Source organism: Anditalea andensis (assembly GCF_000714815.1).
Classification (GTDB): Bacteria; Bacteroidota; Bacteroidia; order Cytophagales; family Cyclobacteriaceae; genus Anditalea; species Anditalea andensis.
The window spans coordinates 790,512-814,026 of sequence record NZ_JMIH01000014.1 but is presented as its reverse complement, the minus strand read 5'-3'; the positions used below and the strand labels follow the sequence as shown (position 1 = coordinate 814,026).

Genomic DNA, 23,515 nt, shown 5'->3' with positions numbered 1-23,515 from the left:
GCGGACATTTAAGGCTACTTAATTTTGATGTCCAGGGCCTGCTTTCGGGATTTGATTTTTAGTTTGGAGTAAATACTGCCCACGTGGGATTTGGTGGTGCTTAGCTCAATGTTACAGGCATCGGAAATTTCTTGGTTACTCATCCCTTTTTGCAACAGGTCCAGAATTTTTCTCTCCTGTACACTTAGAGTTTTTACTTTAGGCTTACTTTTTTTGGAAATATAAAGCCATGCCGATAACAATATGCCCAAAATGGAAATACTTAAGACAAGCAGCCATGAGAATTTTTTCGAATCAGGGAACTGCCGTCTGAAGGAATTGAAATATGGGTTGTCTTCTTTGCTCGTTTTTGCGAGATAGTTTGAATAGAAATCCGGGTCTTTTTGGAAATCTTTAAGGAAATCGGTTTTGTAAAGGGCGTAAAGGGAAACCAGTGAGTTTTGGCAGGTATCTGCTACCATTTTTAGCTTCTCTGAAACAACATCCTCGATAAATTCCTTTTCGACCAATGAATTGTCATAATCAATAGCATTTGGGTATTCCGACAATCTTGCTATATATCCAAAGGTTTCCATATAAGGTGCACCTTCAATCTCTGCGTTTTCAAAGATGGGCATGCCGTCTGTATTAAAAATCCTTATTTCTGAATCTTGCTTGGCGATAATGAACAGGTAATTTTCTTCCCTGCTGCCAAGCACGAGATATTTTGGAGAGAAACCCTTTTTGACCACATGCAAACGGAACATCGACCAGTGAGATGGAACGTTGTCTAGGGCAATCCTAAAATTGCCTAAGCTATCCATTTCGGAACTTCCTACTATCAGATTGTTGCTAAAGGAAAATTCTTTTTCAAACGATTCTACAAGAGATAGATATACATGCCTTTCCCACGTTTCGTCTAGCAATAGCCTTCCGGAAATATTCCCGATTTCACCTTGATAGGCCTGTAGCGTATAAGTACAGAGTGTGAAAAAAAGTAAAAAAACATTTCTCACTACTTTATTCATCTGAGGATGGTTTAATGTAACGTGCAACAGAAATACTGACAGTACCCTCAGCTTTTTCTGGGAAAATTCTGATTTGCCAATCTCCTGCTTCCGTGTCAGCAATGGTTTTACTGATTGAGCCGTTAGTAAATTTTGTAAATTCGTCGTTCAAAGTTTCAGCTGAGTTCGGCTTATTTTCCATTGATAGCTCTGCCTCTTTTTCTCCTCTTGGATTTATAATTTCAACAAGCATATTTCCTGATTTCAACCTGCTATTAATACTGAAATACAAAGTGGTTTTCTTGTCAACACTGATCCTAATGGGATCAACAACAGTTGCAGCGGCGTATACTTCGATGTTTCTTGTCAGGATGTTTTCGAAGCTGTTTCTCAATTTTTCGGCTTTTTTTCTTTGTTCCTCAGCTTGAATTCGCATCTCTTCAGCTTTTTTCCGCTGTACATCCGCTTCCACTCTTTGTTTCTCAGCACGCTCTCGTTGAACCAAAGCCTGTTTTCTTTGCTCTTCAGCTTTTTCCCTCTCAACAGCACTTTCTTTTCTGGCTTGCTCAGCCTGCTTTCTCATGTCATCGGCCTTTTGCCTTTGTACATCAGCTTCCTTGCGGGATTGCTCTGCTTTGGCTCTTAGGATTTCAGCATCCTTTCTTTGCTCTTCCGCTTTTTTCCTCATAAGTTCAGCCTCTTTTCTTTGGATGGCCGCCTGTTCACTTTGGTTATTGATCCTTTCTAGGAAAAGCTTTTTCTCTTTCTCATACTCAACCATTTTTCTATCAATTTCCTGATCTGTTAAACCATTTTTTTTCAATTGTTTCTTGTAGGCTTCTTTATGAATTTCCCAACTTTCTTCTGCCGAGAAATTTTCATGGAATTGGGGATAGACAAAATTGTTGCCTAGGGAATTTTTTATTTCTTGGGAAAATAACAACCCGCTGTTTGAAAATAAATAAACCAAAATGATCAAGCACTTTTTCATAACGATAAAATTAACTGTTAATAATTCTTTTCCACAAAATTAAATCATCCAATAATGTAACAGGGTATTGGTAAGGGATGAAAAAAGTAGGAATTAGGTATGATTTCCTCAAACGCTATTAAATAGGGGCGTTGGTATGAAAGGTGTCATGCTGGTAGGCATTGAACATAAAATTGGAAATAAACCAGAAGGAGGCTATGGCAATGCCAATAATGCTGATTCCGGTATAAAGCCGATATTTATAGAGGATTCGAAGGCTGTAAAAAATGTTTTTGTTCATGGTTATGTGGATATTTGAACGAAGACCAATTTAGGAGAACAGGGGTATTCTTACTCCATTTATTGTTTTACATTTAAATTAAAGCCGACTCCTAAACTACTATGTTTTTTAAATCTGGACTGACTGGATGGTTTATAAATTGTTGCATTATTTAATAATCCGAGTGAGAAATAGATCGCTTCACCTTTTTCATTAATGCCTTCATTTTTAATCCATTCCAAAGTCACAAATGTGTCTTCTTCAAGAATTATGTCATAGGGCAATAAGTCTACTGATATCAAACCTGTTTGCTTGGGATTTATCTCAATTAGGATATTATCCTTTAATATGTTTTTTCCAGGTTGACCATTCTCTACAGCATAAAAATTAACTCTGAAAATTGCCTTGGCACTAAGCCGGTTATATGAAACATTAAAATTCAATGAATCTACATAGGTTGGAGATTTTCTGATCTTTACCTTTATGCCCATTTCGGCTCCCAATTGGTCATAACTGAATGCTGTACTGATAAATTTAGATTCGGTTTTATTGCCAAGGACTTTTGATTTATATCCTTTCGAAGACACGATGACTTCATTTAAAGCGCCTATCATTTCGTCCAACTCTATAATTTTTTGATTCCAGGTTTTGCTGAAGTTATTAGGGATAATTTTTATTGGAGTATACCCAATCATTGAAATTCTTAGGGTGTCCTCAAGGTCCTTCTCATTAATCTCCAACTCAAATTTGCCATTTTCGTCCGAAACAGTGCCTCGCTCTTTATTTAGAAATCCAATATTTACATAAGACAACGGGGTCTTGGTTTTTGAATCAATGATTTTCCCTTTTAGAATTTTGTCATCGACACTTACAGTTTTGGCTGGATTAGCGTGTCTTACTATCGAAATGTTTTCTTGCTTTATAAGGTTTGTCCAGTATTCATCATTCGCATTTTTCGGTGTTAACTCCTGTAGAAAGAACTCGCCAGCAATATTTATTATATGGGTATGAATTCCGGAATCCGACACATCCAATAAAGAAGGTAAGCTCGTGAAATCGGTATGTTGACTTTTAATAAACCGTAAATATTTTTTGTTTGAATTGAGCAATTCGTAATAATTGAATTCCGATACCGGATCAAACTCTTGAGTTTTACCATCACTTTCTAAATACATGTAGTTTATATGCTGCTTAGATGGTTTCAACAAATCCGTATCTATGATCTTATGTATATGATTATCATTAAGAATCCCTTCGTCATCCACATCCGACTGATCTCCAAAGTAATGCATCTCAGAACCATCAAAGGATAAAAATGCTTTGATCTCAGGGTTTCTGGCAACCAATACCGCAGAACTCATACTTCCCCAACTCATGCCCAAAATACCTATATCTTCTTGTATAGAAAATATTGTAGATTTTTTTAAATGTTCTAAAGCTACCTCAGCATCCATTACCTGCTCCATCATATCTTCGATCTTATTGCTCATGTTGCCAGGATACCTACCAACGGACCAAATTGATACTACCAAAAATCCTTGCTGGGCCAAACTTTCCAACACTTTATAGTTTTCAAAACCCATCCCATTGAGCCCTGCCAAGTAAATCACCAATGGCACTTTCCCGAGTATAGGTTCCAAACCTAAATAGCTGTTGGTTGGAAAATCTAAAAGTTTCTGTGGACTCTGATCGATGTCCATCTCTGCCAAAAATAAAAGCATCATTTCCTCAGTAAATCCCTCAAAATCTTCTTCTCCATATTTCGATGACCTTTGTTCCAATAATTTGAAAAGCTCGCCGAACTTAATGGGATTAGAAGGGTTATCTGAAGACGGATACCAAATATCAAGTTCAATATGCCGATAATGAAGAGGATCATCTTTCTCAGTACCTTCCTTGTATACTCTTGAAGAATCTACAAGATTGATGGATTTGTATCCAGCAGAATAATGGGCAGATTCAAAATCCTGACCGAGTAGGTTTTGGTGCCAAAGAAGAAAAAAGCATAAGAGATTTAAAGGTTTTAAGTTTAAATCGAGGGTGTAATAAAGGAGCTTGTTCATAAGTATGTGGGAATTTTCAACAGGTGTTTCCTATAGTGGGAACCTAGAAAAATTCCCAGAGGTTGCCTCATGAAAATAAATATGTCAATCTCATTCCCAGACATTTTCCTTTGGCAATTCCTCTTTTGGGTCGTAGATAGCGTTCATACTGGCCGCGCTTTCTTCTAAGGTCGACTTAAAACCCACAGACTTTCTCCTTTTATTGACATTTTCCGGATCTTCCACAGGCCAGATGACGGAGACCCGCTCATTTCTGACCAAATTGGAAGCTTGCGTCCCGTAGACCTGTTTTTTGTTCTGGTACATCAGTATCCTATCCAGCATCATGGCTGCATTTAATGGGTTAGCTTCTCCTATATCCGCCTGTGCCTTTAGACTTTCATAATATTGGACCATTATATCCAGTTCGGCATGTTGGACTACATAGAAAAGGGCGCGGGCAGCTTTATGCCCGACGAGGCTTTTTCCCAGCCAGCCATAATTTTCCAATATTTTTTTCACCTGAATCTGGTTGATAGAATCAATCTCATTCATTTTTTTCGCCAGATTCCCTGTTTCAGTAGAACCTATTTGCATAGCTTCCACAAATTGTCTCCTTATTCCCTGATCCGTATCATACATTTCTTCCAAAACAGTTTTGAGTGAATCGTAGGGAATGTGTTTGACTTGGTAAGCATTTGCTTTTTCTTGTCCAAAGGAAGGGAAAGCAATAATGCTAAGTAAAAAACATAGTCTGTACATTTGGATATTTTAGAAGTTCCGATAAAAATTTCCTCTAATAACATGAAAAGATAAAATCATTAAAAATTCATTAACCTTAATTAAGAATTTAATAACAGTGTACAAAATTCTGTTCGCTAACGGGCAAAAATGATCGATTTTACCAATAACGAATCTAAAAAGTGTGTACTAAATACCTTTAAAGCCCTCATTGGGGTGGAACGTGATTGGAACCTTTTTAAAAGAATATTTGCGCAATGAATAGACATAAGAATATGCCTAATTCAATAAATTGAAAATACTAAGAAAGGTAAAGGGTTTAATATAAAGCGATAAGCTTAAAATAATATTAAAATGTGGAGAAACTATTTTAAAATCGCCTGGAGAAATATCGTCAGAAGTAAGGGGTATGCTTTTATCAATATCGGGGGTTTGGGAATCGGGATTGCCGCTTCCATTTTGATAATGGTTTGGGTGCAGTTTGAACTCAGCGTGGACCGGTTTTTTGAGCATTCGGACAGGATTTATGCGGTTTGGAGGAATTCGGAATATCAGGGTACCACGTCCAGTTGGGATTATACTCCGGCACCTTATGGCCCTACTCTGAAGGAAGAATATCCGGAAGTGGAACAAACCACAAGAATCACAGAATGGGATCCACAGTTGCTAACTGTGGGAGCCAATAGTTTTTATGAAAAAAGTTCTTTTGTTGATCCGGGTTTCTTTAAGATTTTTTCTTTCGAAGTGTTGGAAGGTGATCCGGTAGCTGCATTGGAAGATGTTAATTCTATAATCCTTACTGAAACACTTGCCAAAAAACTGTTCCCAGATGAGGATGCTATGGGCAAGACGGTTACTGTTGAAAAGACCATGGATTTTATGGTCAATGCTATTATCAAAGATTTGCCGGAAAACACTAATTTTGAATACACCTTTTTTCTTCCTTTCAAAAAACTGGAAGCAATGGGATGGGCAGATCAATTTTGGGGTAACAATTCGTACCGAACCTTTGCCATGCTCCAAAAAGAAACTGATTTAGGTTCCTTTAATGAAAAATTTTCAGGGTTTACCGATAGACACTTGGAAGATAGCAACATCAGCGATTTTTTGTTTCCCATGTCTGACCTGCACCTGTACTCAAAGTTTGAAAACGGGAAATCTGTTGGTGGAAAGATTGAATTGATCCGTCTGTTTGGTATTGTGGCCATCATCGTTTTGCTGATAGCCTGTATCAATTTTATCAACTTAAGTACGGGCCAAAGTGAAAACCGGGCAAAAGAAGTAGGGGTAAGAAAAGTAACAGGAGCGGGTCGTGGAATGTTGATCAGTCAGTTTTTGGTAGAGTCAATTATGATAACCCTGTTTGCTTTCGGAATAGCCCTATTGGTGGTTTCCCTTTCCTTGCCCTGGTTCAGAGACCTGATCGGCAAAAACCTCCAACCCCCCCTTGAACAACCCTATTTCTGGTTGTTAAGCTCGGGTTATATTCTGGTTGTAGGCTTGCTTGCAGGAAGCTACCCGGCATTTTTACTGAGTTCTTTCAGACCCACCATAGTTTTCAAAACCAAGCTACACACCAAAAAATATTGGATAAACCCACGGCAGGCACTTGTGGTCCTACAATTTGCCATTGTGGCCATTTTGATTTCAAGTGTATGGATAGTCAGAGATCAGATGAGTTTTGTCCAGAACAGGGACTTGGGCCTGGACAAAGAAAACATGATCTATCATCCCGTCACAGAACCCATGAAGAAAAGTATTTTGGCTTTAAGGGCGGAACTTTTGGCTATGAAAGAGGTGGAGTCAGTCACCTATACCTTTTCTCCTCTGACAGAGATTTATAGCAATACCAGTTCGATGGAATGGCATGGGAAAATTGAAGATAACCGGGAAAATATAGCCAGAATGGGATCAGATGCCAATTTGGTAGAAACTGCAGGGATGAAACTGATTGCGGGGAGGGATATTGATGTGTACACCTTTCCCAGCGACAGCAGTGCCGCGATCATCAATGAAAAAGCTTTGGAAATCATGGGGTTTGAAGAACCTTTGGGTCAGGTAATCAAAGATGGTAACCTCAGTTTCACAGTCGTGGGAGTTGCCAAAGATTTTATCATGGAATCCCCTTTTGATGAAGTGCTGCCCATTGTGGTTTTTGGACCAATCCGTCAGCCAAATCCAAATTTTATACATATCCGGATAAATCCCGAGAATGGATTGCAAAGTACCATGACAAATCTTGAAACTTTGTTCAATAAGTTCAATCCGGATGCTCCCTTTGAATATAGTTTTGTAGATCAGGTTCATGCACACAAGTTTGAAACCCATGAGCTGACATCCAAATTGATGGGATTGTTCACGGGCTTGGCCATCATCATTTCCTGTTTGGGACTTTTCGGATTGGCAGCTTTTATAGCCGAACAAAGAAGAAAGGAAATATCAGTCAGGAAAGTATTGGGAGCTTCGGTGCTGGGCTTGGTTAGGCTGATATCATCAGAATTTACAAAACTGGTCCTGATAGCGGTGGTATTGGGAATTCCTGTTGCTTGGTATTTTATAGATTCATGGCTGCAAAGTTTTGCTTACCGGACTTCCATTGACTGGAAAATATTTCTTTGGACGTCAGTGTTGGCTTTGCTTATAGCCTTTTTGACCGTCAGTTCACAGGCGATCAAAACTGCTTTGATCAATCCTGCAAAGATATTGAAAGATGAGTGAATCTGTTGGCCCTACAACGGATGATATTGTCCGAAAAACTGCCGTTAGGAATCTGGGCTTTCTTGTCTCACCAGTTATAATATCCGCCGGCTTACTTGCCAATAAGGTGACCATATGAATTCAGTTTACATCCTTCATTCAGATTGAACAAAACAACAACTTTGTCATGATCAAAATCTATTTAAAAATAGCTTGGAGAAATCTTACAAAAAATAAATTATATTAAATTATTAATATTACAGGCTTATCTGTAGGAGTGGCCTGTACACTGATTATCTTATTGTTTGTATCAAATGAGATGAGCTATGATGATTTTCATGAGAATTCTGAAAACATCTATAAAGCCACCAGACATGGAAAATTAGGTGAAAATCAATTTGATTATTCATTTACACCCGCACCACTTGCCGCTGCATTGATAAATGAGATACCTGAAGTTGCAAAAGCCATCCGTTTTAGAGGTTCCGGATCCTGGCTCGTGAGATCTCCTGAAATGGAAAAGAATTATAAAGAATATAATTTGATATATGCCGACTCGAATGTTTTTGATTTTTTTACTTTTCCTTTACTGGAAGGGGATATTAAGACAGCGCTAAATGCTCCCAATAAAATTGCAATAAGTAAAAAATCAGCCGATAAATACTTCCCGAATCAAAGTGCGCTGAATCAGATACTGATTCTTGATGGTAAAGAAACATTTAATGTTTCAGCTGTATATGAAGATATGCCTGCAAATAGCCACATCAATTATGATTTTATGATGTCAATGGCTACTATTCCTGGGCAGGCTGGCAGAACTTCATTTGTAAGTAATAATTTCTATACCTATTTCAGTCTTAGAGCCGATGCCGATCCCAATGAAGTGGAAAGGAAAATAAATGATATGGTCAAAGGTTAAGTGAGTCCTGAACTGCAAAAAAATATGGGAAGAACTTTAGATGAAATCGAGGCACAGGGAGGTTACTTAAAAGTTAATATCATGCCTCTTTCCACTGTTTACCTTGATTCGGATTTTAATTGGGATATAGGGTTGATGGGAAGCCGGGACCATGTATACATATTTTCTGCTATCGGCCTATTTATCATAGTACTTGCCTGTATTAATTTTATGAATTTATCTACCGACCGCTCTGTCAATAGAGCAAAGGAGGTAGGAGTAAGAAAATCTTTGGGCTCCCATAAAGTTCAATTGGTCAATCAATTTCTTACTGAATCAATCATTATAAGTATATTCTCTTTTGCGCTAGGGCTTATCCTTATGTATTTAGCTTTGCCTTTTTTCAATCAGATTACGGATAATAGTTTAATACTTCCTGTTACTGATCCTTATTTTATAATTCTATTTATTTTATCATCAGTATTTGTAGGGATTTTGGCTGGCCTGTATCCTGCATTTTATTTAAGTTTATATACACCTGTCCATACGCTGAAAGGTAAAATGATTGGCGGTTCGGGTAACTCAACAGTCAGAAGTAGCTTAGTAGTATTTCAATTTATGATTGGAATTTTATTGATTATTGGTACGCTGGCGATTGACAAACAGCTTAAATATATCCAAAATAAGGATATAGGTTTTAATAAAGAGCAGGTTATAATTATCAACGATTTATATATGCTCGGAGATAAGTCTGAAGCTTTTAAAAATGAATTGGACCAGTTGAATAATGTGTCATCCTCTTCAATCAGTGGCTACTTACCGGTTACTGGCTATAATAGATCTGAACATTCTTTTTGGAGGGGAGGTGAAGAAGCCAGTGCACAGAATACCGTTAGTATGCAGGTATGGAATGTAGATGAAGATTATATCGAAACCATGGGAATGTAATTAATATCCGGCAGAAATCTGAACAAAGAACTGGCTTCAGACTCTAATGCCATTATTTTAAATGAAACCGCTTTAAGAAGACATGGTTTTGATGTAGAAAATCCAGAACCTATAATCCAACAACAGGCATTTGACCCTGTTACTTTTGTTCCTGTTGAGGGTGTATTTAATGATTTCCGAGTAGTGGGTGTAGTAAAAGATTTTCATTTTGAATCCATCAAGAATAATGTAGGTCCTGTCATGCTCACCTTAGGTAATAATCTAGGAGATATTTCAGTAAGGGTGCAGACACGATGAGTTTGGACAAATGTACATAGCAGAGACAAAAATGAGTACTGCATTTTCAATTTTTGCCGGATTGGCCATTTTTATAGCATGTTTGGGTCTTTTTGCACTGGCCTCTTTTATGACAGAGCAACGCAAAAAAGAGATCGGCATTCGAAAAGTACTCGGAGCATCTGTTAGAGGAGTAGTAGGCATGCTTTCAAAAGAATTTTCCCGACTTGTACTATTATCCTTTCTATTGGCAATTCCGATAGGGTGGTGGGGTATTTCCCAGTGGCTTAACAGCTATAACTATAAAGTAGATATAGGATGGGAAATGTTTATAATCGCAGGGTTATCAGCTTTTGGTATAGCATGGATTACCGTGGCTTCTCATTCCGTAAAAGTAGCTATCAGTAACCCTGTTAATTCATTGAAAAGTGAGTAGTTAATTACTTATTCTTCTTTAAATTCTCTTTCAAGAGAAGATTTAAAAAATTATTATCTTGAATTGATGCAAGCTTTACATTTCGGTTGTCATCTGATATAATGGAGCTGAAGTGCCTTTCAATAGATAAAACATAAAAATAATTAGCTATAGATTTCTTGTTAGATGAGCCAGGATCATTGAATGACCTGATCAATAAACTCAGCATCAACCCTGACGGCTGTTTGACCAAGGAAGGGATTTATAAGGTAATAGGTGAAATTTTATCAGCGTCTCCTGATAATATTAAGAAAGAAATTACCAAAGGGATCAAAGATATCCGCATTGGTGAGAAGCTATCGACCAAAAGGATGGAGCAACTAAGAAAGGTAAAAACTATTTTTTGCAAGGCTAAATTAGTGTTAAAGGCCAATGAAGTAGAAAAATTACTGTCTTAACAGACTTGGTAACCCATACAAGTAAGTTCTTTTTTTAGGTGGATGAATGGATAAATAAAAATTAGTTTAAGTTTAGATAATTTAAAAATATACGCAACTGTTGCGCTATGTATGCCATATGGAAGAAATAGCGAAATTGCGTGAAGCAAATGTTTGAAAAATCTTACATCGGAAAAGGCAGCAAAGTAAAGGACCTTGATATCATCAGGGTATCCATCGCAAGAAAACCTGGAAGAAATCCTGAAAAACTATCTGGTGGACTTTGGGAAATACTTCACCCATATCACATTACGCTAAAGACTTGGCATGCTTTAAAAGTCCGATGATTTTTATCGCCTTTGTAATGTTCCATTGCATGACTGCCACTATACTGTGCATGGCGATAAGCTCTCTGTTCAGCTGTAATTGTTTTACCGCTCGCAATTCAGTCATTGATTCTTTGGCTTTATCATAACCATGGTCCTCTAATATATTCAGAACAACGATTGAATTTTCTTCTCCGGTTATTATTCTCGCCTTTGGTTTATATCCTAACCTGTTAACTACCGCTTCGGCCACTGCCCATGTAGACCATGGGTTTTGCCCTGTAATGAGATTTCCATCCTCACTTATCTTCTCCAGGTACATATGTCCTTCATTAAATATTGCCCCATTTTCTATCAGTTTATCTTGGAGTAAAAATGGAAATATTGACCTCGCATCTTTAATCAGTAAAAGCTCTTCTTTATTGGTAAAGGAGCTTACCTGCTTTCCATCTAATAATTGGCTTCCATCACGAAGGGTTACATTCACAAAAGCGGCTGGACCATGACATACTGCACCAATTACTTTTCCTTCCTCATAATACTCACGGACAAGCGATTGGATATGCTGATTTTGAGGAAAATCAAACATGGTACCTTTTCCACCAACAAAGTAAACAGCCACATAATCATCCGGTACTACATCCTTCATGGCTATAGTATTATTAACTTTAGATTGTGCTTCACTATCATTTAAAAAAGCAAAATCAAATTCTCCCACATCGTCACCATCGATAATTACGGATGGTTTGCCGCCCGCGGGACTTGCTACATCTACCTCGAATCCATTTGCAACGAATACATAATACGCCCTTGAAAGTTCAGTAAGCTCGTATCCCGTAGGCTTCTTGCTTTCACCCATTTCAGAACAACTTGTGACTACTGCCAAAATTTTACCGCGGTATTTAGGCACATCTTCAGTAAGATAGGGTAAGTCGTTGATAGTAATTTCTTTGACATTTGCTGCTGCAGGATCTTTAGCGGGCAGGAGACTTATAAACCAGTATCCAAAACCTGCGGTAAATACAATGAAACTAACGAATGCAATTAATGCCCACTTGATGATTTTTCTCTTCCTTGACATAGTATTTAAATTTATAATACAAATGAAGGAGTTTACCGGTAGAAAGTCATTCGAAATGATCATTACGAAAGACTAAAAGATCATTTGACAGCTTCCTTTCGATAGGACAAAGGGGTTTTACCGATTTGCTTTTTAAAAGCCGTATTAAAACTTGAAATACTATTGAAACCCACTTCGAAAGCTATTGCAGCAATTGTCCGGTGATTGTATTTCTCTTCTTTTAAAAGGTGAGTGGCTTCGGTAATCCTGAAATTATTGATAAAAGTGTTGAAGTTTTGCTGACTCTTTTGATTGATTACCATGGATAAAACCTGCGTACTTACATTTAAAGACGAGCATATGGATTGTAATGTGAGGGTCGGGTTTCTATACTCCTTTTCTTCACTCATCATATGCAATACCTTTACATATAGCTGATCAGACTGGTGATCACTGACAGGCGTGTTTTTATATTTTGTGTGATTTATTTTTTTGAGGTAACCGTTTTTAATCACAATAAAACTAGTCACATACGCTACTATTGAATATAATATCGGACCAACGATATAGGGCACTTCATCATCAAACAGGTTAAGCACATAAACAATCCATATCACCAGCAAGCCAAAGAACAACAATCTTAAAAACCGATAAATATCGGCTTCTAACCCTTCCTTTTTTTTCTTTAAAGCTTCATAGTAACCTTTTACCAGATAGATTAGAAAATGCAGGTAATAGACAGCAAATAAGGAGATAAAGAATTCAATAGGAATAGCATATAAGTGGTTTTCTTCAATCCAAAGACCAAAAGCCAGTGCAAAAGGTAATGGAAGAAAATGCAGCAAATGCTTTTTTTCCAGGTGAAAGCTTTTATTGCTGCTTGCAGCTACAAATAGATAGTAAAGCGGCCCAAGTGCTAAGATGGAGCCCAATCCTGTAAAAATAAATTTAACATCCAGGTTTGTAGTATATTCAAGAAAGACGGATTTTCCAATCCTGAATGACAAGACTATTAAAAGCAGACTAAGTAATTTGTTAGCTACAGAATTTCCTTTGGTGTAGGTCCATAAATATAGGGCAAGAAATACACCATGGACAACTCCTAAACTACTTAAAACAACCAATATGATATTCTGAAAAGACATGGCTGCAAATTACTAAGAAAATTATTCTATTTCTCTATCTTTTTTTCCAGTACCTGTAGTGACAAAATGTTGTTGTTGAATTTTTAAATTTTTGCACTTTACCTCATAGCTTTTTAGCTTCATTCTGAAAATCTCAAATTGATCCTTAAGGGCATTCTTCCCATCCGCATTTCAAATACATCAATATTGAATTACATATAAGAAATAATTAATTTTTTCAAAAATCATCCCCGCTATTTATTTTTATAAAATACAGCATGGAACGATTTCCCACTTTTGATTCGATCAAGGTCTTCATAGAAACTTTCTTTTCGGATCAAAGGAATCACTGCCATCCTGGCACTTTGATAGTTCTCACGGATTTTTCCAGAAAAGAAAGCTTTGTGAGTATCGAAAGTCATCACGTTAAGAATTTTTTCATCAGAAAGTTCGATATTCTCAGGAAGAAATGGTTCTCTATTATCAAGCGTCAAAGCAGCTCCTTCATCAAACCAAACAGGGACTTCATTGAGTATTTTCAATAAACCAACTCGCCGCTGAAGCTCAGCATGGAGCATTTCATGGGCAATAACATCTACATTTTGGCCTTCAGGGCCTAATACAATACAAGAACACCACGGCATCCGGTGCATCGCGCCTGTTTCATTACTACCCCATTTTGCAGCCACAGCAACATCTGAAGTAATCACTATCCGAGGTGTAGCAATAGGGACACCATAAGTTTCGGTTAGGCGTTTAACTGCCAAGTCAATCATTTCGGTGAGTTCATCAATTCGGTCCGAAGAGACGTCAGAAGCCAAAAAAACATTCCGATTCAATTCCTCATACCCCATAAATGGCAGCAGCTCACAGGCCAAAGAATGACGTTGAAAAAATGCGCCAGTCAACATGAAAATCATGATGACTGACAGCAAAATAATCGAAATTCTTCTTTTGACTTGGGTTTTTATCTTAATTGTCTTGTTATTAATGGCTGATATTATCTTCAAAGCTTATTTCCTTTTTATCATCAGTCCAATTTAGAGGACAGTCGATCTTCAAGCAGTGACCCACAAGTCTGATGTTAGTTTTTCTTTATTGTCGTAGTATTGTAAAAGTCATAAGTTGCTTTTGCAATTTCCGATATGATTTTCTCGTTGGTTTCAAAATTCTCCTTTGATTCCGTTACAAACACAGAGAGGATAAAATGCGCTCCACTGGGAAAAAAAACAATTCCGATATTGTTCACAGCAGCAGTGATTCCTGTTTCTTTATTTGTACCTGACCAACCTGTCTTGTGCGCTACAATTGTTTCTTCAGGCAATTGTCCTTTTATCCTGTTTTTTCCAGTTGTAGTATCCTTCATTACGTCCCAAATAAAGTCATAACTTTCCTTGGTTAGTAAGTTGCTGTCATTGTCATAAAACCTTTTAAGTGTCATGCTTGCAGCTTTAGGGGTCGTCCAATTTTGGAACATATTTTCCCACTTTGTTTGCATATCTTCCTCGTTGAAAGTTATTCCAATATCTTGAATACCATTCTTTTTTATATATTCTTCAACTGTATAAGGAATACCAATAACCCTTATTAACACATCACAAGCCGTATTATCACTTTGTGAAATAGAATATTGAATTAACTTGGCTATTGTAAAACTTCCACCATCTGGATTTTCGTCTCTAAGTGGACTCCAAAAATCTTTAGGTAAAAGATCCTCTTTACTTAATACAATTTCTTGGTTCAACGAAAGTTTTCCTTTATCTATCTCAGACAATACGGCAAGGGCAATGTGAAATTTAAAAACACTTTGCATGGGGAAATGCTTATCTCCATTTAGAGAAACAAGATCTTTTCCATTATTGGCAATAATTGAAACTCCCACAATTGCGTCCTTGTCTGAAACTATTCGCTCTATTTCTTTTAACAATAAATCTGTACGTTTAGTAGTAGTTTCACAACTTATCATTACAAATAATAATGTGGTCGCAATTAGTATTCTAATCATATTCTTTGGTTAAATAGGAAAAACTCGTTTGCATTTAATTGATGGGAAATGAAGCTTTTTGGTCAATTTGTATTGGTAAAAGTGAAACCAAATCAATGTATTACTTTAGACTTTGCATCCGACAATAGATCCTGAAACTTAAGAATTCCACTAATCTTATATCGAAAGACAAATTTATTTGTAGTAGATTTTTTAATCGTTAACTTAAGTTAAATTCAGAAAACATTTTTATCACAAGATCAATACTTTGTTTGGTCTGATAAAGCTTTGAATCCCCATAAAGCATTCGCTAATTCTTTCCAAGGGCTATTTTCAGAAATCAATCTAAATTCTGAAAAACTTGGAAAAACCAGTACAGAACGAAATAAAAAGCTCTGTATCATCATTCAGAAAATTTCTGAAGGAATAGCGGATTTTTCTACTGATTCAGATACCCTTGGCGATGCATACGAATATTTAATAGGTCAATTTGCCGCAGGATCAGGAAAGAAGGCTGGGGAATTTTATACCCCACAGCAGATATCCACCATCCTCTCTGAAATAGTAACTTTAGATAGTCAAGACCCTGCTACAGGTAAGAAGAAGAGGCTTGATAGAATATTGGATTTCGCCTGTGGATCTGGATCATTATTGCTAAACGTAAGAACAAGAATAAAAGAAAACGGAGGCAGTGTAAGTAAAATTTACGGTCAGGAAAAGAACATTACCACCTATAACCTTGCCCGTATGAATATGCTCTTACATGGAATGAAAGATTCCGAGTTTGAGATTTTTCACGGTGATACCTTGCTTAATCAATGGGATGAATTAAATCAACTTAATCCCAGTAAGAAGCTTGAATTTGATGGAATTGTAGCCAATCCCCCATTTAGTTTACGTTGGGAACCTAACGACACCTTAGCAGAAGATTTTAGATTTAAAAGTTATGGCCTAGCTCCAAAATCAGCAGCAGACTTTGCATTTCTTTTACATGGATTTCATTTTTTATCCAAAGAAGGTACAATGGCTATCATCTTGCCACATGGTGTGTTATTCCGTGGAGGAGCAGAAGAAAGAATCCGAACCAAACTTTTAAAGGATAATCATATTGATACAGTCATTGGATTGCCATCCAATCTTTTTTACAGTACTGGTATACCTGTTTGTATATTGGTTTTAAAAAAGTGTAAGAAGCAAGATGATGTACTGTTTATCAATGCCAGCGAACAATTTGAAAAAGGCAAAAGACAGAATAGCATTAGTCAAGGTCATTTAGATGAAATTATAAGCACCTACCAATACAGAACGGAGAAAGACCGCTATTCCCGTAAAGTGTCGATGGAAGAAATCGAAAAGAATGGCTATAACCTCAACATTTCACGCTATGTAAGCACTTCTGAAGATGAGGTCCAAATCGATCTCAAAGAAGTAAATGCTAAATTGATATCTATCAATAAAACCATCAAAGAAAGTACTGACATGCACAATGAATTTTTGAAGGAGTTGGGGTTGGATTTGATTTGAGATAAACAGAACAAAGTAAATTGAGAAAATGAGTTTAAATATCTATAATGAATTGAACTAAATGTTTTTTGATGGTGTATATTTCGCTTTTGATTGGACTCATTCGTTATTGTATATTCCGATCCATCTTGACCACCTGTTCCGTTGATGCTGACCACTTTTTTCCGACGATGTTGACCATCCCTTAATGGGGATTTCTCATTAATCCACTGGTTGTTTTCCGGTGATCTTGACCACTGACATTCCGGCAATGCTGACCACCCCAGATGAGTGGTCAAGATAGTCAGAATGCCAGTATTGACCACGGAATTTCTTTCAGTTATCGTTTGCTTTACGGTGTATTTAAACCGTAAAGTATGGCCGGAAAAACGATAACCATGAGTAAACTAAAACAGATAATCCGCCACCGTGACAACGGTATGGCATTGCAGACAATTTCCAAGACCGTGGGGATTGCCCGCAACACAGTCAAAAAATATCTTCAGCTTATTGAGTCCAAAGGGATGGGTTATGGCGATCTACTCGATATGGGTGATGAAGATCTTGACGCCCTGCTTGCCGATCCAGGCCATACTTCGGAACAAAGATACGTGGACCTCGAGGACTTTTTTCCCTATATGGAGGAGGAGCTCAGGAGAACCGGGGTCAACCGCTGGTTTCTGTGGGGCGAATACAGGCAGAAGCATCCCGACGGCTACAGTTACTCCCAGTTCTGTGAGAGCTTCAGGCAATGGCGAATAGGCAGGGCTGTAAGCATGAGGATGGAGCATCTCCCGGGAGACAAGCTTTTCATTGACTTTACAGGTGACAAAATCCCTATTGTGGATGCCCTTACAGGAGAGATAACTGAGGCAGAGGTGTATGTGGCAACCCTGGGATACAGCCAGTATTCCTTTGTTGAAGCCGTAGAATCGCAGAAAAAAGATGATTTTATTGCCTCAAGCGAAAACGCGCTACACTATTTTGGCGGTGCCCCCAAGGCACTTGTTCCCGACAACCTGAAGGGGAATTATTGGACAGAAATTCCGTTCAGTCATCCATACGCGGACAACTAGGATTACAAATTGATGGAAGACGATCAGGTCCCAAGGAAACTGGTGCTTCCCGAATGATGGTGGATCTCTAAAAGTTACAGTTAACCCCTTGAAAAAGAGCGTCTTTTCACCTAGTATCAGATGATCATGAATGGAAGAATTGATTTGGAAATTGTTGGAGGCTACCGAGTTCATGAAGATTCGATGCAGATTGTATCTGGGAGGTTAGATTTGCCCCAAGGTTTCTATGAGGCTCCACCATCTCCCAGAGTGCCAAAAGAGATGGAAAATTATCTCCTTTGGTTCAATCTAGCATACAGCGAAGGCATACCTACTTTAGTTCATTCAGGGTTGGCACACCTATATTTTGAATTAATTCACCTTTTTGAAGACGGAAATGGAAGAATCGGACGTGCCATTGCAGAAAAGGCCTTGGCTATGGGAGCCAAACATTCCTTGATAACTTCTCTGTATAGTACCATAAAGAGAAATAAAAAGGCATATTATCAAGCATTGGAGCGTGCAAATGGCTCTTTAGAGGTTACATTGTGGTTAGTATATTTTTCTGAAAAGGTATTGGAAGCCCAAATCCATGTGCAGAAATTGATTCAATTTATAGTGCAAAAAGCTCGATACTTTGAGGACTTCCGCAATAAGTTAAATGAAAGGCAGTCTAAGGTAGTCCTACGTTTGTTTCTAGAAGGACCAGAAGGGTTCAAAGGGGGGCTGAGTGCCAAGAACTACATTCGCATAAGCAAAACTTCTCCTGCTACTACAACAAGAGATCTAGCGGAAATGGTCTCCTTAGGAGCACTAAAAAAGACTGGAAAACTTAGACATACACGCTACTATCTTACGATGGTGGACATCTAATATTTATTTTTCTTCATTTTAGGATATTGACCAGAAAAAAAGTTTTCGATATGAAGTAAAGGGCGAGATTAGTAATTTGTTTGATTTTGGTGAGTCGGAATTTCCGACTCACCATCTTGCTACGTATAACTAATACTATGACATTAAGTAGGTCTGCTAAAAAAGTCAAAAATGACAATAACAGAATCCTGAAAACAAATTATTGATGTTATTTACGAATATTTAAATGGAAATATATCTGGAACGTAATAATTCAATCCTCAGTAGGTGAATGGAAAGGTAGTGCTTTTCATTAAAGTCAGCGTATCCATCCCATTATCCCCATGAATCTTTTGATCAAAAAGCCAGTCAAATAATTCGGGAGCATTTTCCTCCAGTTCTGCTATTATATTATGACCTTTTTCCGGGAATTCTGAATAACGGGGGCTTCCGCCTGCATCTAAAAGGGCCTTAATCATACTGTGGGAACCTTCTACCGGCACCAATTGATCACCACTTCCATGAAATGCCCAAATTGGTGTATCTATCAGGTTAGGGGTTATGGAAGGATTCCCTGCCCCTGCAATAGGAACAGCCGCGGCAAAAAAACCAGGATGTTTACCTACAAAATTCCAGGTTCCATACCCTCCCATAGAATACCCTACTATATATACCCTGTTTTTATCTATGTTATATTCTGCCGTTAGTGAGGATATGGTTTCGAAAACCAAGGTTTCAATATTGGGAAAACCTTCAATTCCTCCCCAATTGTAGCCTACAGGACATTGTGGAACAAAAACATAAGAAGGATGTTTTATCCTAATTTCTGGTTTGGATAAGTAGTTTGCGGACCATGTTGCGGCAAATTGTTTAAGATTGTCAGATCCTTCCCCGCCGGATCCATGAAGACATATCACCAATGGATATCTCTGTAGGGAGTCAAAATCAACAGGTTCCAACAATCGATAATTCAAAGACTTTTCATCCTTATCAATAAAAGTTTTTGGCATGAAAATTTGCGCCTGTTCACCAGACCATGTTTCAGCAGCATAACTTAAATTAATCCATTTCATTCCCAAGAAGATAGCAAAAACAATGGCTCCAAGACACAAGGAACCTAAATACAGAGAGGCACTTTTTGGGATAGAGAGGCTATCACCCTTAGCAGTGGTAAAGTTAAATTCTTTGTAAAAATAAATTATATAAAATACAGGAACTAAGCTTTTACATATACTAATTCCTTGTAGTATTTCTTCCAAATCTAACCCTTGTATAGTTGTATCATTGATAAATATATAAAAAAATAATCCGGTAAGAATACTAAGGATAACCAGGCAAATGCCCAACGTTTTCAGCCAGATATTTTTTCCAGTCTTAGAGAAAATAAGACTGATGGCAAATAAAATCTCTATGATAACAATACTGTAAGTGGAAAATAAAACAAAATTCACATACCCATTAATTTGAATTATTTCTGACAATCTCAAATAGGTCATCATCGTATGAAAGGAAATGGACAGTGCATATAACAAGCCTGCCCATAGACTAATCCAGTATCTTCGGCGGTAAAAATGATACAGAATGAAGTAATTGGTTATTAGAAAAACAGAAAATTTTAATAGTAGCCAATTCAGGTGTGTTGGCATCGTGATAGCTCCACTACCATATTTTATATGAACAAAAATAGTCCATAATTCCATTGAAATAGTTATCCCGATAAAAATGATTGCATATAAAAAATATCTACCTTTCATAATTTTAGGGATCTTATAAGTTCATGTTGCGCCTAACGGTTGGGCTAAAAAACTGTGGCGGATTAAAAGCCCAAAATTTCAGCGTTGGATAAAGCTAACAAAAAGAAATAAAATTACAATTAACGGCAAAATCGTCAGTATTTTTAGCCTCGTATTATAGCCAGTTATCTCTCTTTTGGCGATAAACAAATTCTATCCATTTATCTTTTTCCGAATAAAATTCATTGTCAAAGGTCATAAATTGTTTTGCTATTTTATCAGAACCAAAATTATTCTTACTAACATAAGCAACAATTTCATGAATTAGCCCCCTTTTCCCGATAATAGGGAGGCATACCTCCGAGGATGCTGGAATAATTTAAGGCCAGTTTTCAAAAAGTGTGTTTTATGAATGTGGTTATTTGAGTTATTGAATCCATCCTTAAATTCTTCATTATCCATAATTTTGTAATCATACTGATTCCGTATTTATATTTTTTTGTTAAGCAATGGTTTTCTGATTTAGAAAATCTACATAATTAATATTTACGAAAGGGCTATTTAATAAGGGACTACCAGAAGCATATCCTAACTATGCCTTAAGCTTATTTGTCTAACATCTTTTTCAAAAGTTCTACTTTCTCCTTTTCGGATTCCAGCAATCGCTCATAAAGCTTTTTGTTATCTTCCAATGATTCAATCAACTTATCAATGGGATTGAAAGTTGGATTGTGATTGTAAATTAAGCCTGTTGCATTATCGTGAGAAGTAAATGAATTGGAAATAATATTTACAACTTTTTCTTCATTAAAATTTTTAATCGCCTCAGCAGGCACTTTTAAAATCTCCGCCACCTGATTTAATATTTCATCCTCAATTTCTTCTTTTTGCTCAAGTAGGCTGATTTTCTTTTGGGACCAGTCTTCACCAAGCTCGAAAGCCAGAACTTCCTGCTTGATCCCCATCATTTCCCTAAAGCGTTTGATATTTCTGCCGTGATGGATTTTTTCGTTCATAGTCTAATATATTGTATAAGGCAAATTAACCATTTATCCCCAAATTATTGGCAAATAGAATGATTTTCTGTTGCTCAATTTCCCCTAGCACCGGGAAATGGAATGTAAATCAGCAAGAATAATTTATTCCCTTCATTGCCTAGAATATCCAAATATGGAATAGTTCATCCCGGCGAAAATTATGAATTTGCTTCAACAATAAACCACCTGATTCATGGGCCTAAGTTAAAATTCCTACTCACAATTCAAGCGCATAACTTGATCGATGTTCCATCCCGTGGATAGGTATTTAAAAAATATAATATTTACCCCTATGGAAGTTTCAGGCTCAATATCCGGACATGCTGCAGCAGATCACTTCAAAAGCATGCTGCAGCAGTTGGATGGGAAATATCAACCTATTAGGATCATTTCTTTTGGCAAACATACCCTGCAACATTTTCTGTATCCCAAAATGATGCATAAGCGCTATATGAAAAGGTTTCCTGCTTTATTTCATTGTGTAGAACCCATGTATAGGAAAAAATAAAAGCACTGGCAGCAGTAAAGATTTCTGAATAAAGACTTAAACTTTAAATACTAAAAAACATGGAAAATCAGACACAACCGCTGGAAGCAAAAACATATTATAGACTGCCATTGGAAATAGGCACATTTTGCCTTCTGGAAGAAACCCTCAATGCCCATTCAAAATATAGGAAACCTCTTTCTCATTATCGTATTGAAACAAAAAAATTACACTTTAGAAATGAAATACTTACCCTATCTGTCAAGCTTCAGGATGAACCAAAAATGCTTGTTTATTTAAAAGTAACTGAGAAGGAACTGCTGGTCAGCTGTAATTTTGATACAGATCAAAACTACCTAAGCCGGTATGCCTATTTTACTTTGCTGGATAGGATGAGATATGATAGGAAAGTTTGTTTTGAGGAATATTATTGGCCTGATTTTTTTGATTCTAATACAGGAAGAAGTAAATATTTGAAAATCATCAATGATAGGAGAGGGTTAGATATAGAATTGAAGCCAAAATATCCCACCTTCTACAAGCCTGGTGATCCTTTGCTTCACTTAAAAAATGACGGGAAAGTACCCATAGCTAAAACTAACAACAAAATCTTTATAGAAGACCTTCCCCATACTGACTATGCCGTAGGATTTTGCCTGGCAGATACTAATTTGGAGTCTTTTCATTCCAATCATTATCCATTTTTAGTACCCTTCCATGGCATACTTTCTAAAGACAGGAAAAATATAAAATCTTTTACTTCTTTCCATAACGATGAAAGCGACATGGATAATTTAACTTTGAGTCAAAAACAAAATGAGCTCTCTAAAATCTGCTTTAAAATGCGGGAATTGGCTCCGATAAAAAATACAAGTCTGTGTAGGTTTAAATTCAAGGAAGACGTTATTGATAAAGGAAAGCAACTTTTTAAACTATGGCATGAAGCATATGAACTCATCCTTTCCCAAAAACATACTTATTTTTTTCATACTTGGGGAATGGTAAATGTTAAGGGAAAACCAAGCCGATCTTGGATGAAGCCATGTGAATTTAAGAATGAAGTACCACAACTGGCTATTAGAAAAATTGATAAAGGAGAATATTACCAAATAGAATTACTTTTTAGGATCAACGGGAAATTGCAAGCCCCCGAGTATCCAAACCTAGCCTTTTTTATTAGGCCCAAAGACAATTGGTTAAAAATATACCTTTTGGGGGACTTCAACGACTATTTGCTTATTTCCTTTTTTGCTAAGACTTATTTCAAACTGGCAGTTTTAAAATGTCATTACAGAGGTGAATTTAAAAATTTTATGGAAAGCTTATCAGCGCAATGTGAAATCATTGAACCATAGATTTTTACAGCAAAACGTTCTAAAGCGAATAGTGAATCCTTTATTAAACCCTTAACAATCAACATTCTGTAAGCCCTGACCACTCAGATATAAAGTGCAGACATCCGGAAATTGGTTAAGATCACTCAACAATATGAAGAAATACAGGACCCATACCTGTTTTTTAATTCGATTTCTATCAAAAGCCTTTTATAAAATGGATCAAACACTGGAAAGTCTTATTGGAGTTCAGCATAAGTAATGTCTATTACGGCGATGGTGGGCCAGTGTTTACGGAGTATGCTGGGCCAGTCATTACGGGAATCACTG

At 37.0% G+C, this 23,515-nt stretch carries 21 protein-coding genes; 11 read left to right on the top strand and 10 right to left on the bottom strand.

Annotated features, from left to right (window positions below; genetic code table 11):
- Positions 1 to 14 precede the first annotated feature (14 nt).
- Positions 15 to 1,007: a helix-turn-helix domain-containing protein gene (locus tag EL17_RS22580; RefSeq protein ID WP_051719850.1), complete on the bottom strand. Its 993-nt coding sequence runs from the start codon at positions 1,005 to 1,007 to the stop codon at positions 15 to 17.
- Positions 1,000 to 1,977, bottom strand: coding sequence for a hypothetical protein (locus tag EL17_RS22575; protein WP_051719849.1), 978 nt, complete (start codon positions 1,975 to 1,977; stop codon positions 1,000 to 1,002). The genes EL17_RS22580 and EL17_RS22575 overlap by 8 nt, the downstream gene beginning before the upstream one ends.
- Before the next feature lie 136 nt (positions 1,978 to 2,113).
- Here EL17_RS22575 and EL17_RS23445 point away from each other — a divergent pair, with 136 nt between their 5' ends.
- Positions 2,114 to 2,275, top strand: a complete 162-nt coding sequence (locus EL17_RS23445; RefSeq protein ID WP_164674979.1) for a hypothetical protein — start codon at positions 2,114 to 2,116, stop codon at positions 2,273 to 2,275.
- A 41-nt stretch (positions 2,276 to 2,316) separates the two neighbouring features.
- Here the strand turns inward: EL17_RS23445 and EL17_RS07160 are convergent, their stop codons facing one another.
- Positions 2,317 to 4,299 (bottom strand): carboxypeptidase-like regulatory domain-containing protein, encoded by a 1,983-nt coding sequence (locus EL17_RS07160; RefSeq protein ID WP_035071896.1) that lies wholly within the window; start codon positions 4,297 to 4,299, stop codon positions 2,317 to 2,319.
- Positions 4,300 to 4,389: 90 nt separating this feature from the next.
- Positions 4,390 to 5,040: a DUF6624 domain-containing protein gene (locus tag EL17_RS22570; RefSeq protein WP_051719848.1), complete on the bottom strand. Its 651-nt coding sequence runs from the start codon at positions 5,038 to 5,040 to the stop codon at positions 4,390 to 4,392.
- A 333-nt stretch (positions 5,041 to 5,373) separates the two neighbouring features.
- On the opposite strand from EL17_RS22570, the gene EL17_RS07150 reads away from it, so the two are divergent.
- The 5 genes from EL17_RS07150 to EL17_RS07140 all read left to right on the top strand — a co-directional run bounded on the left by EL17_RS07150 (position 5,374) and on the right by EL17_RS07140 (position 10,711).
- Positions 5,374 to 7,737 carry an ABC transporter permease gene (locus EL17_RS07150; protein WP_035071892.1) on the top strand — a complete coding sequence of 788 codons (2,364 nt, stop codon included), beginning with the start codon at positions 5,374 to 5,376 and terminating at the stop codon, positions 7,735 to 7,737.
- Between the two features lie 226 nt (positions 7,738 to 7,963).
- A complete protein-coding gene (locus EL17_RS22565; protein WP_084166127.1) occupies positions 7,964 to 8,635 on the top strand; it encodes an ABC transporter permease in 672 nt (223 codons plus the stop codon).
- Positions 8,636 to 8,659: 24 nt separating this feature from the next.
- Entirely contained in the window at positions 8,660 to 9,562 is a 903-nt protein-coding gene (locus EL17_RS22560) for an ABC transporter permease (protein WP_164674977.1), read from the top strand.
- A gap of 328 nt (positions 9,563 to 9,890) precedes the next feature.
- Complete coding sequence (locus tag EL17_RS22555) at positions 9,891 to 10,274, top strand: ABC transporter permease (protein ID WP_205623541.1); 384 nt, start codon at positions 9,891 to 9,893, stop codon at positions 10,272 to 10,274.
- A gap of 158 nt (positions 10,275 to 10,432) precedes the next feature.
- Entirely contained in the window at positions 10,433 to 10,711 is a 279-nt protein-coding gene (locus tag EL17_RS07140; RefSeq protein ID WP_051719844.1) for a hypothetical protein, read from the top strand.
- Positions 10,712 to 10,999: 288 nt separating this feature from the next.
- Here the strand turns inward: EL17_RS07140 and EL17_RS07135 are convergent, their stop codons facing one another.
- The 4 genes from EL17_RS07135 to bla form a co-directional block, all read right to left on the bottom strand.
- Positions 11,000 to 12,097: a type 1 glutamine amidotransferase domain-containing protein gene (locus EL17_RS07135; protein WP_035071887.1), complete on the bottom strand. Its 1,098-nt coding sequence runs from the start codon at positions 12,095 to 12,097 to the stop codon at positions 11,000 to 11,002.
- Positions 12,098 to 12,177: 80 nt separating this feature from the next.
- The gene (locus EL17_RS07130; RefSeq protein WP_035071880.1) at positions 12,178 to 13,221 is read right to left on the bottom strand and encodes a helix-turn-helix domain-containing protein; all 1,044 of its coding nucleotides are present in this window, start codon (positions 13,219 to 13,221) and stop codon (positions 12,178 to 12,180) included.
- Positions 13,222 to 13,454: 233 nt separating this feature from the next.
- Entirely contained in the window at positions 13,455 to 14,210 is a 756-nt protein-coding gene (locus EL17_RS22550; RefSeq protein ID WP_164674976.1) for a hypothetical protein, read from the bottom strand.
- Between the two features lie 74 nt (positions 14,211 to 14,284).
- Complete coding sequence (bla, locus tag EL17_RS07120; protein ID WP_035071875.1) at positions 14,285 to 15,205, bottom strand: class A beta-lactamase, subclass A2; 921 nt, start codon at positions 15,203 to 15,205, stop codon at positions 14,285 to 14,287.
- Positions 15,206 to 15,472: 267 nt separating this feature from the next.
- On the opposite strand from bla, the gene EL17_RS07115 reads away from it, so the two are divergent.
- The 3 genes from EL17_RS07115 (at position 15,473) to EL17_RS07105 (ending at position 18,615) form a co-directional block, all read left to right on the top strand.
- Positions 15,473 to 16,708: a type I restriction-modification system subunit M gene (locus EL17_RS07115; RefSeq protein ID WP_164674975.1), complete on the top strand. Its 1,236-nt coding sequence runs from the start codon at positions 15,473 to 15,475 to the stop codon at positions 16,706 to 16,708.
- Positions 16,709 to 17,064: 356 nt separating this feature from the next.
- Positions 17,065 to 17,763 (top strand): transposase, encoded by a 699-nt coding sequence (locus EL17_RS07110; RefSeq protein ID WP_051719842.1) that lies wholly within the window; start codon positions 17,065 to 17,067, stop codon positions 17,761 to 17,763.
- Between the two features lie 126 nt (positions 17,764 to 17,889).
- Positions 17,890 to 18,615, top strand: coding sequence for a Fic family protein (locus EL17_RS07105; protein WP_240485944.1), 726 nt, complete (start codon positions 17,890 to 17,892; stop codon positions 18,613 to 18,615).
- Positions 18,616 to 18,875: 260 nt separating this feature from the next.
- Here the strand turns inward: EL17_RS07105 and EL17_RS23440 are convergent, their stop codons facing one another.
- Positions 18,876 to 19,667 carry a carboxylesterase family protein gene (locus tag EL17_RS23440; RefSeq protein WP_164674974.1) on the bottom strand — a complete coding sequence of 264 codons (792 nt, stop codon included), beginning with the start codon at positions 19,665 to 19,667 and terminating at the stop codon, positions 18,876 to 18,878.
- A 1,265-nt stretch (positions 19,668 to 20,932) separates the two neighbouring features.
- Positions 20,933 to 21,343, bottom strand: a complete 411-nt coding sequence (locus EL17_RS07095; protein WP_035071869.1) for a helix-turn-helix domain-containing protein — start codon at positions 21,341 to 21,343, stop codon at positions 20,933 to 20,935.
- A 313-nt stretch (positions 21,344 to 21,656) separates the two neighbouring features.
- Here EL17_RS07095 and EL17_RS07090 point away from each other — a divergent pair, with 313 nt between their 5' ends.
- Together EL17_RS07090 and EL17_RS07085 are read left to right on the top strand one after the other, a co-directional pair.
- Positions 21,657 to 21,872, top strand: coding sequence for a hypothetical protein (locus tag EL17_RS07090; RefSeq protein ID WP_164674973.1), 216 nt, complete (start codon positions 21,657 to 21,659; stop codon positions 21,870 to 21,872).
- A 59-nt stretch (positions 21,873 to 21,931) separates the two neighbouring features.
- A complete protein-coding gene (locus tag EL17_RS07085) occupies positions 21,932 to 23,206 on the top strand; it encodes a hypothetical protein (RefSeq protein ID WP_035071860.1) in 1,275 nt (424 codons plus the stop codon).
- Positions 23,207 to 23,515 lie beyond the last annotated feature (309 nt).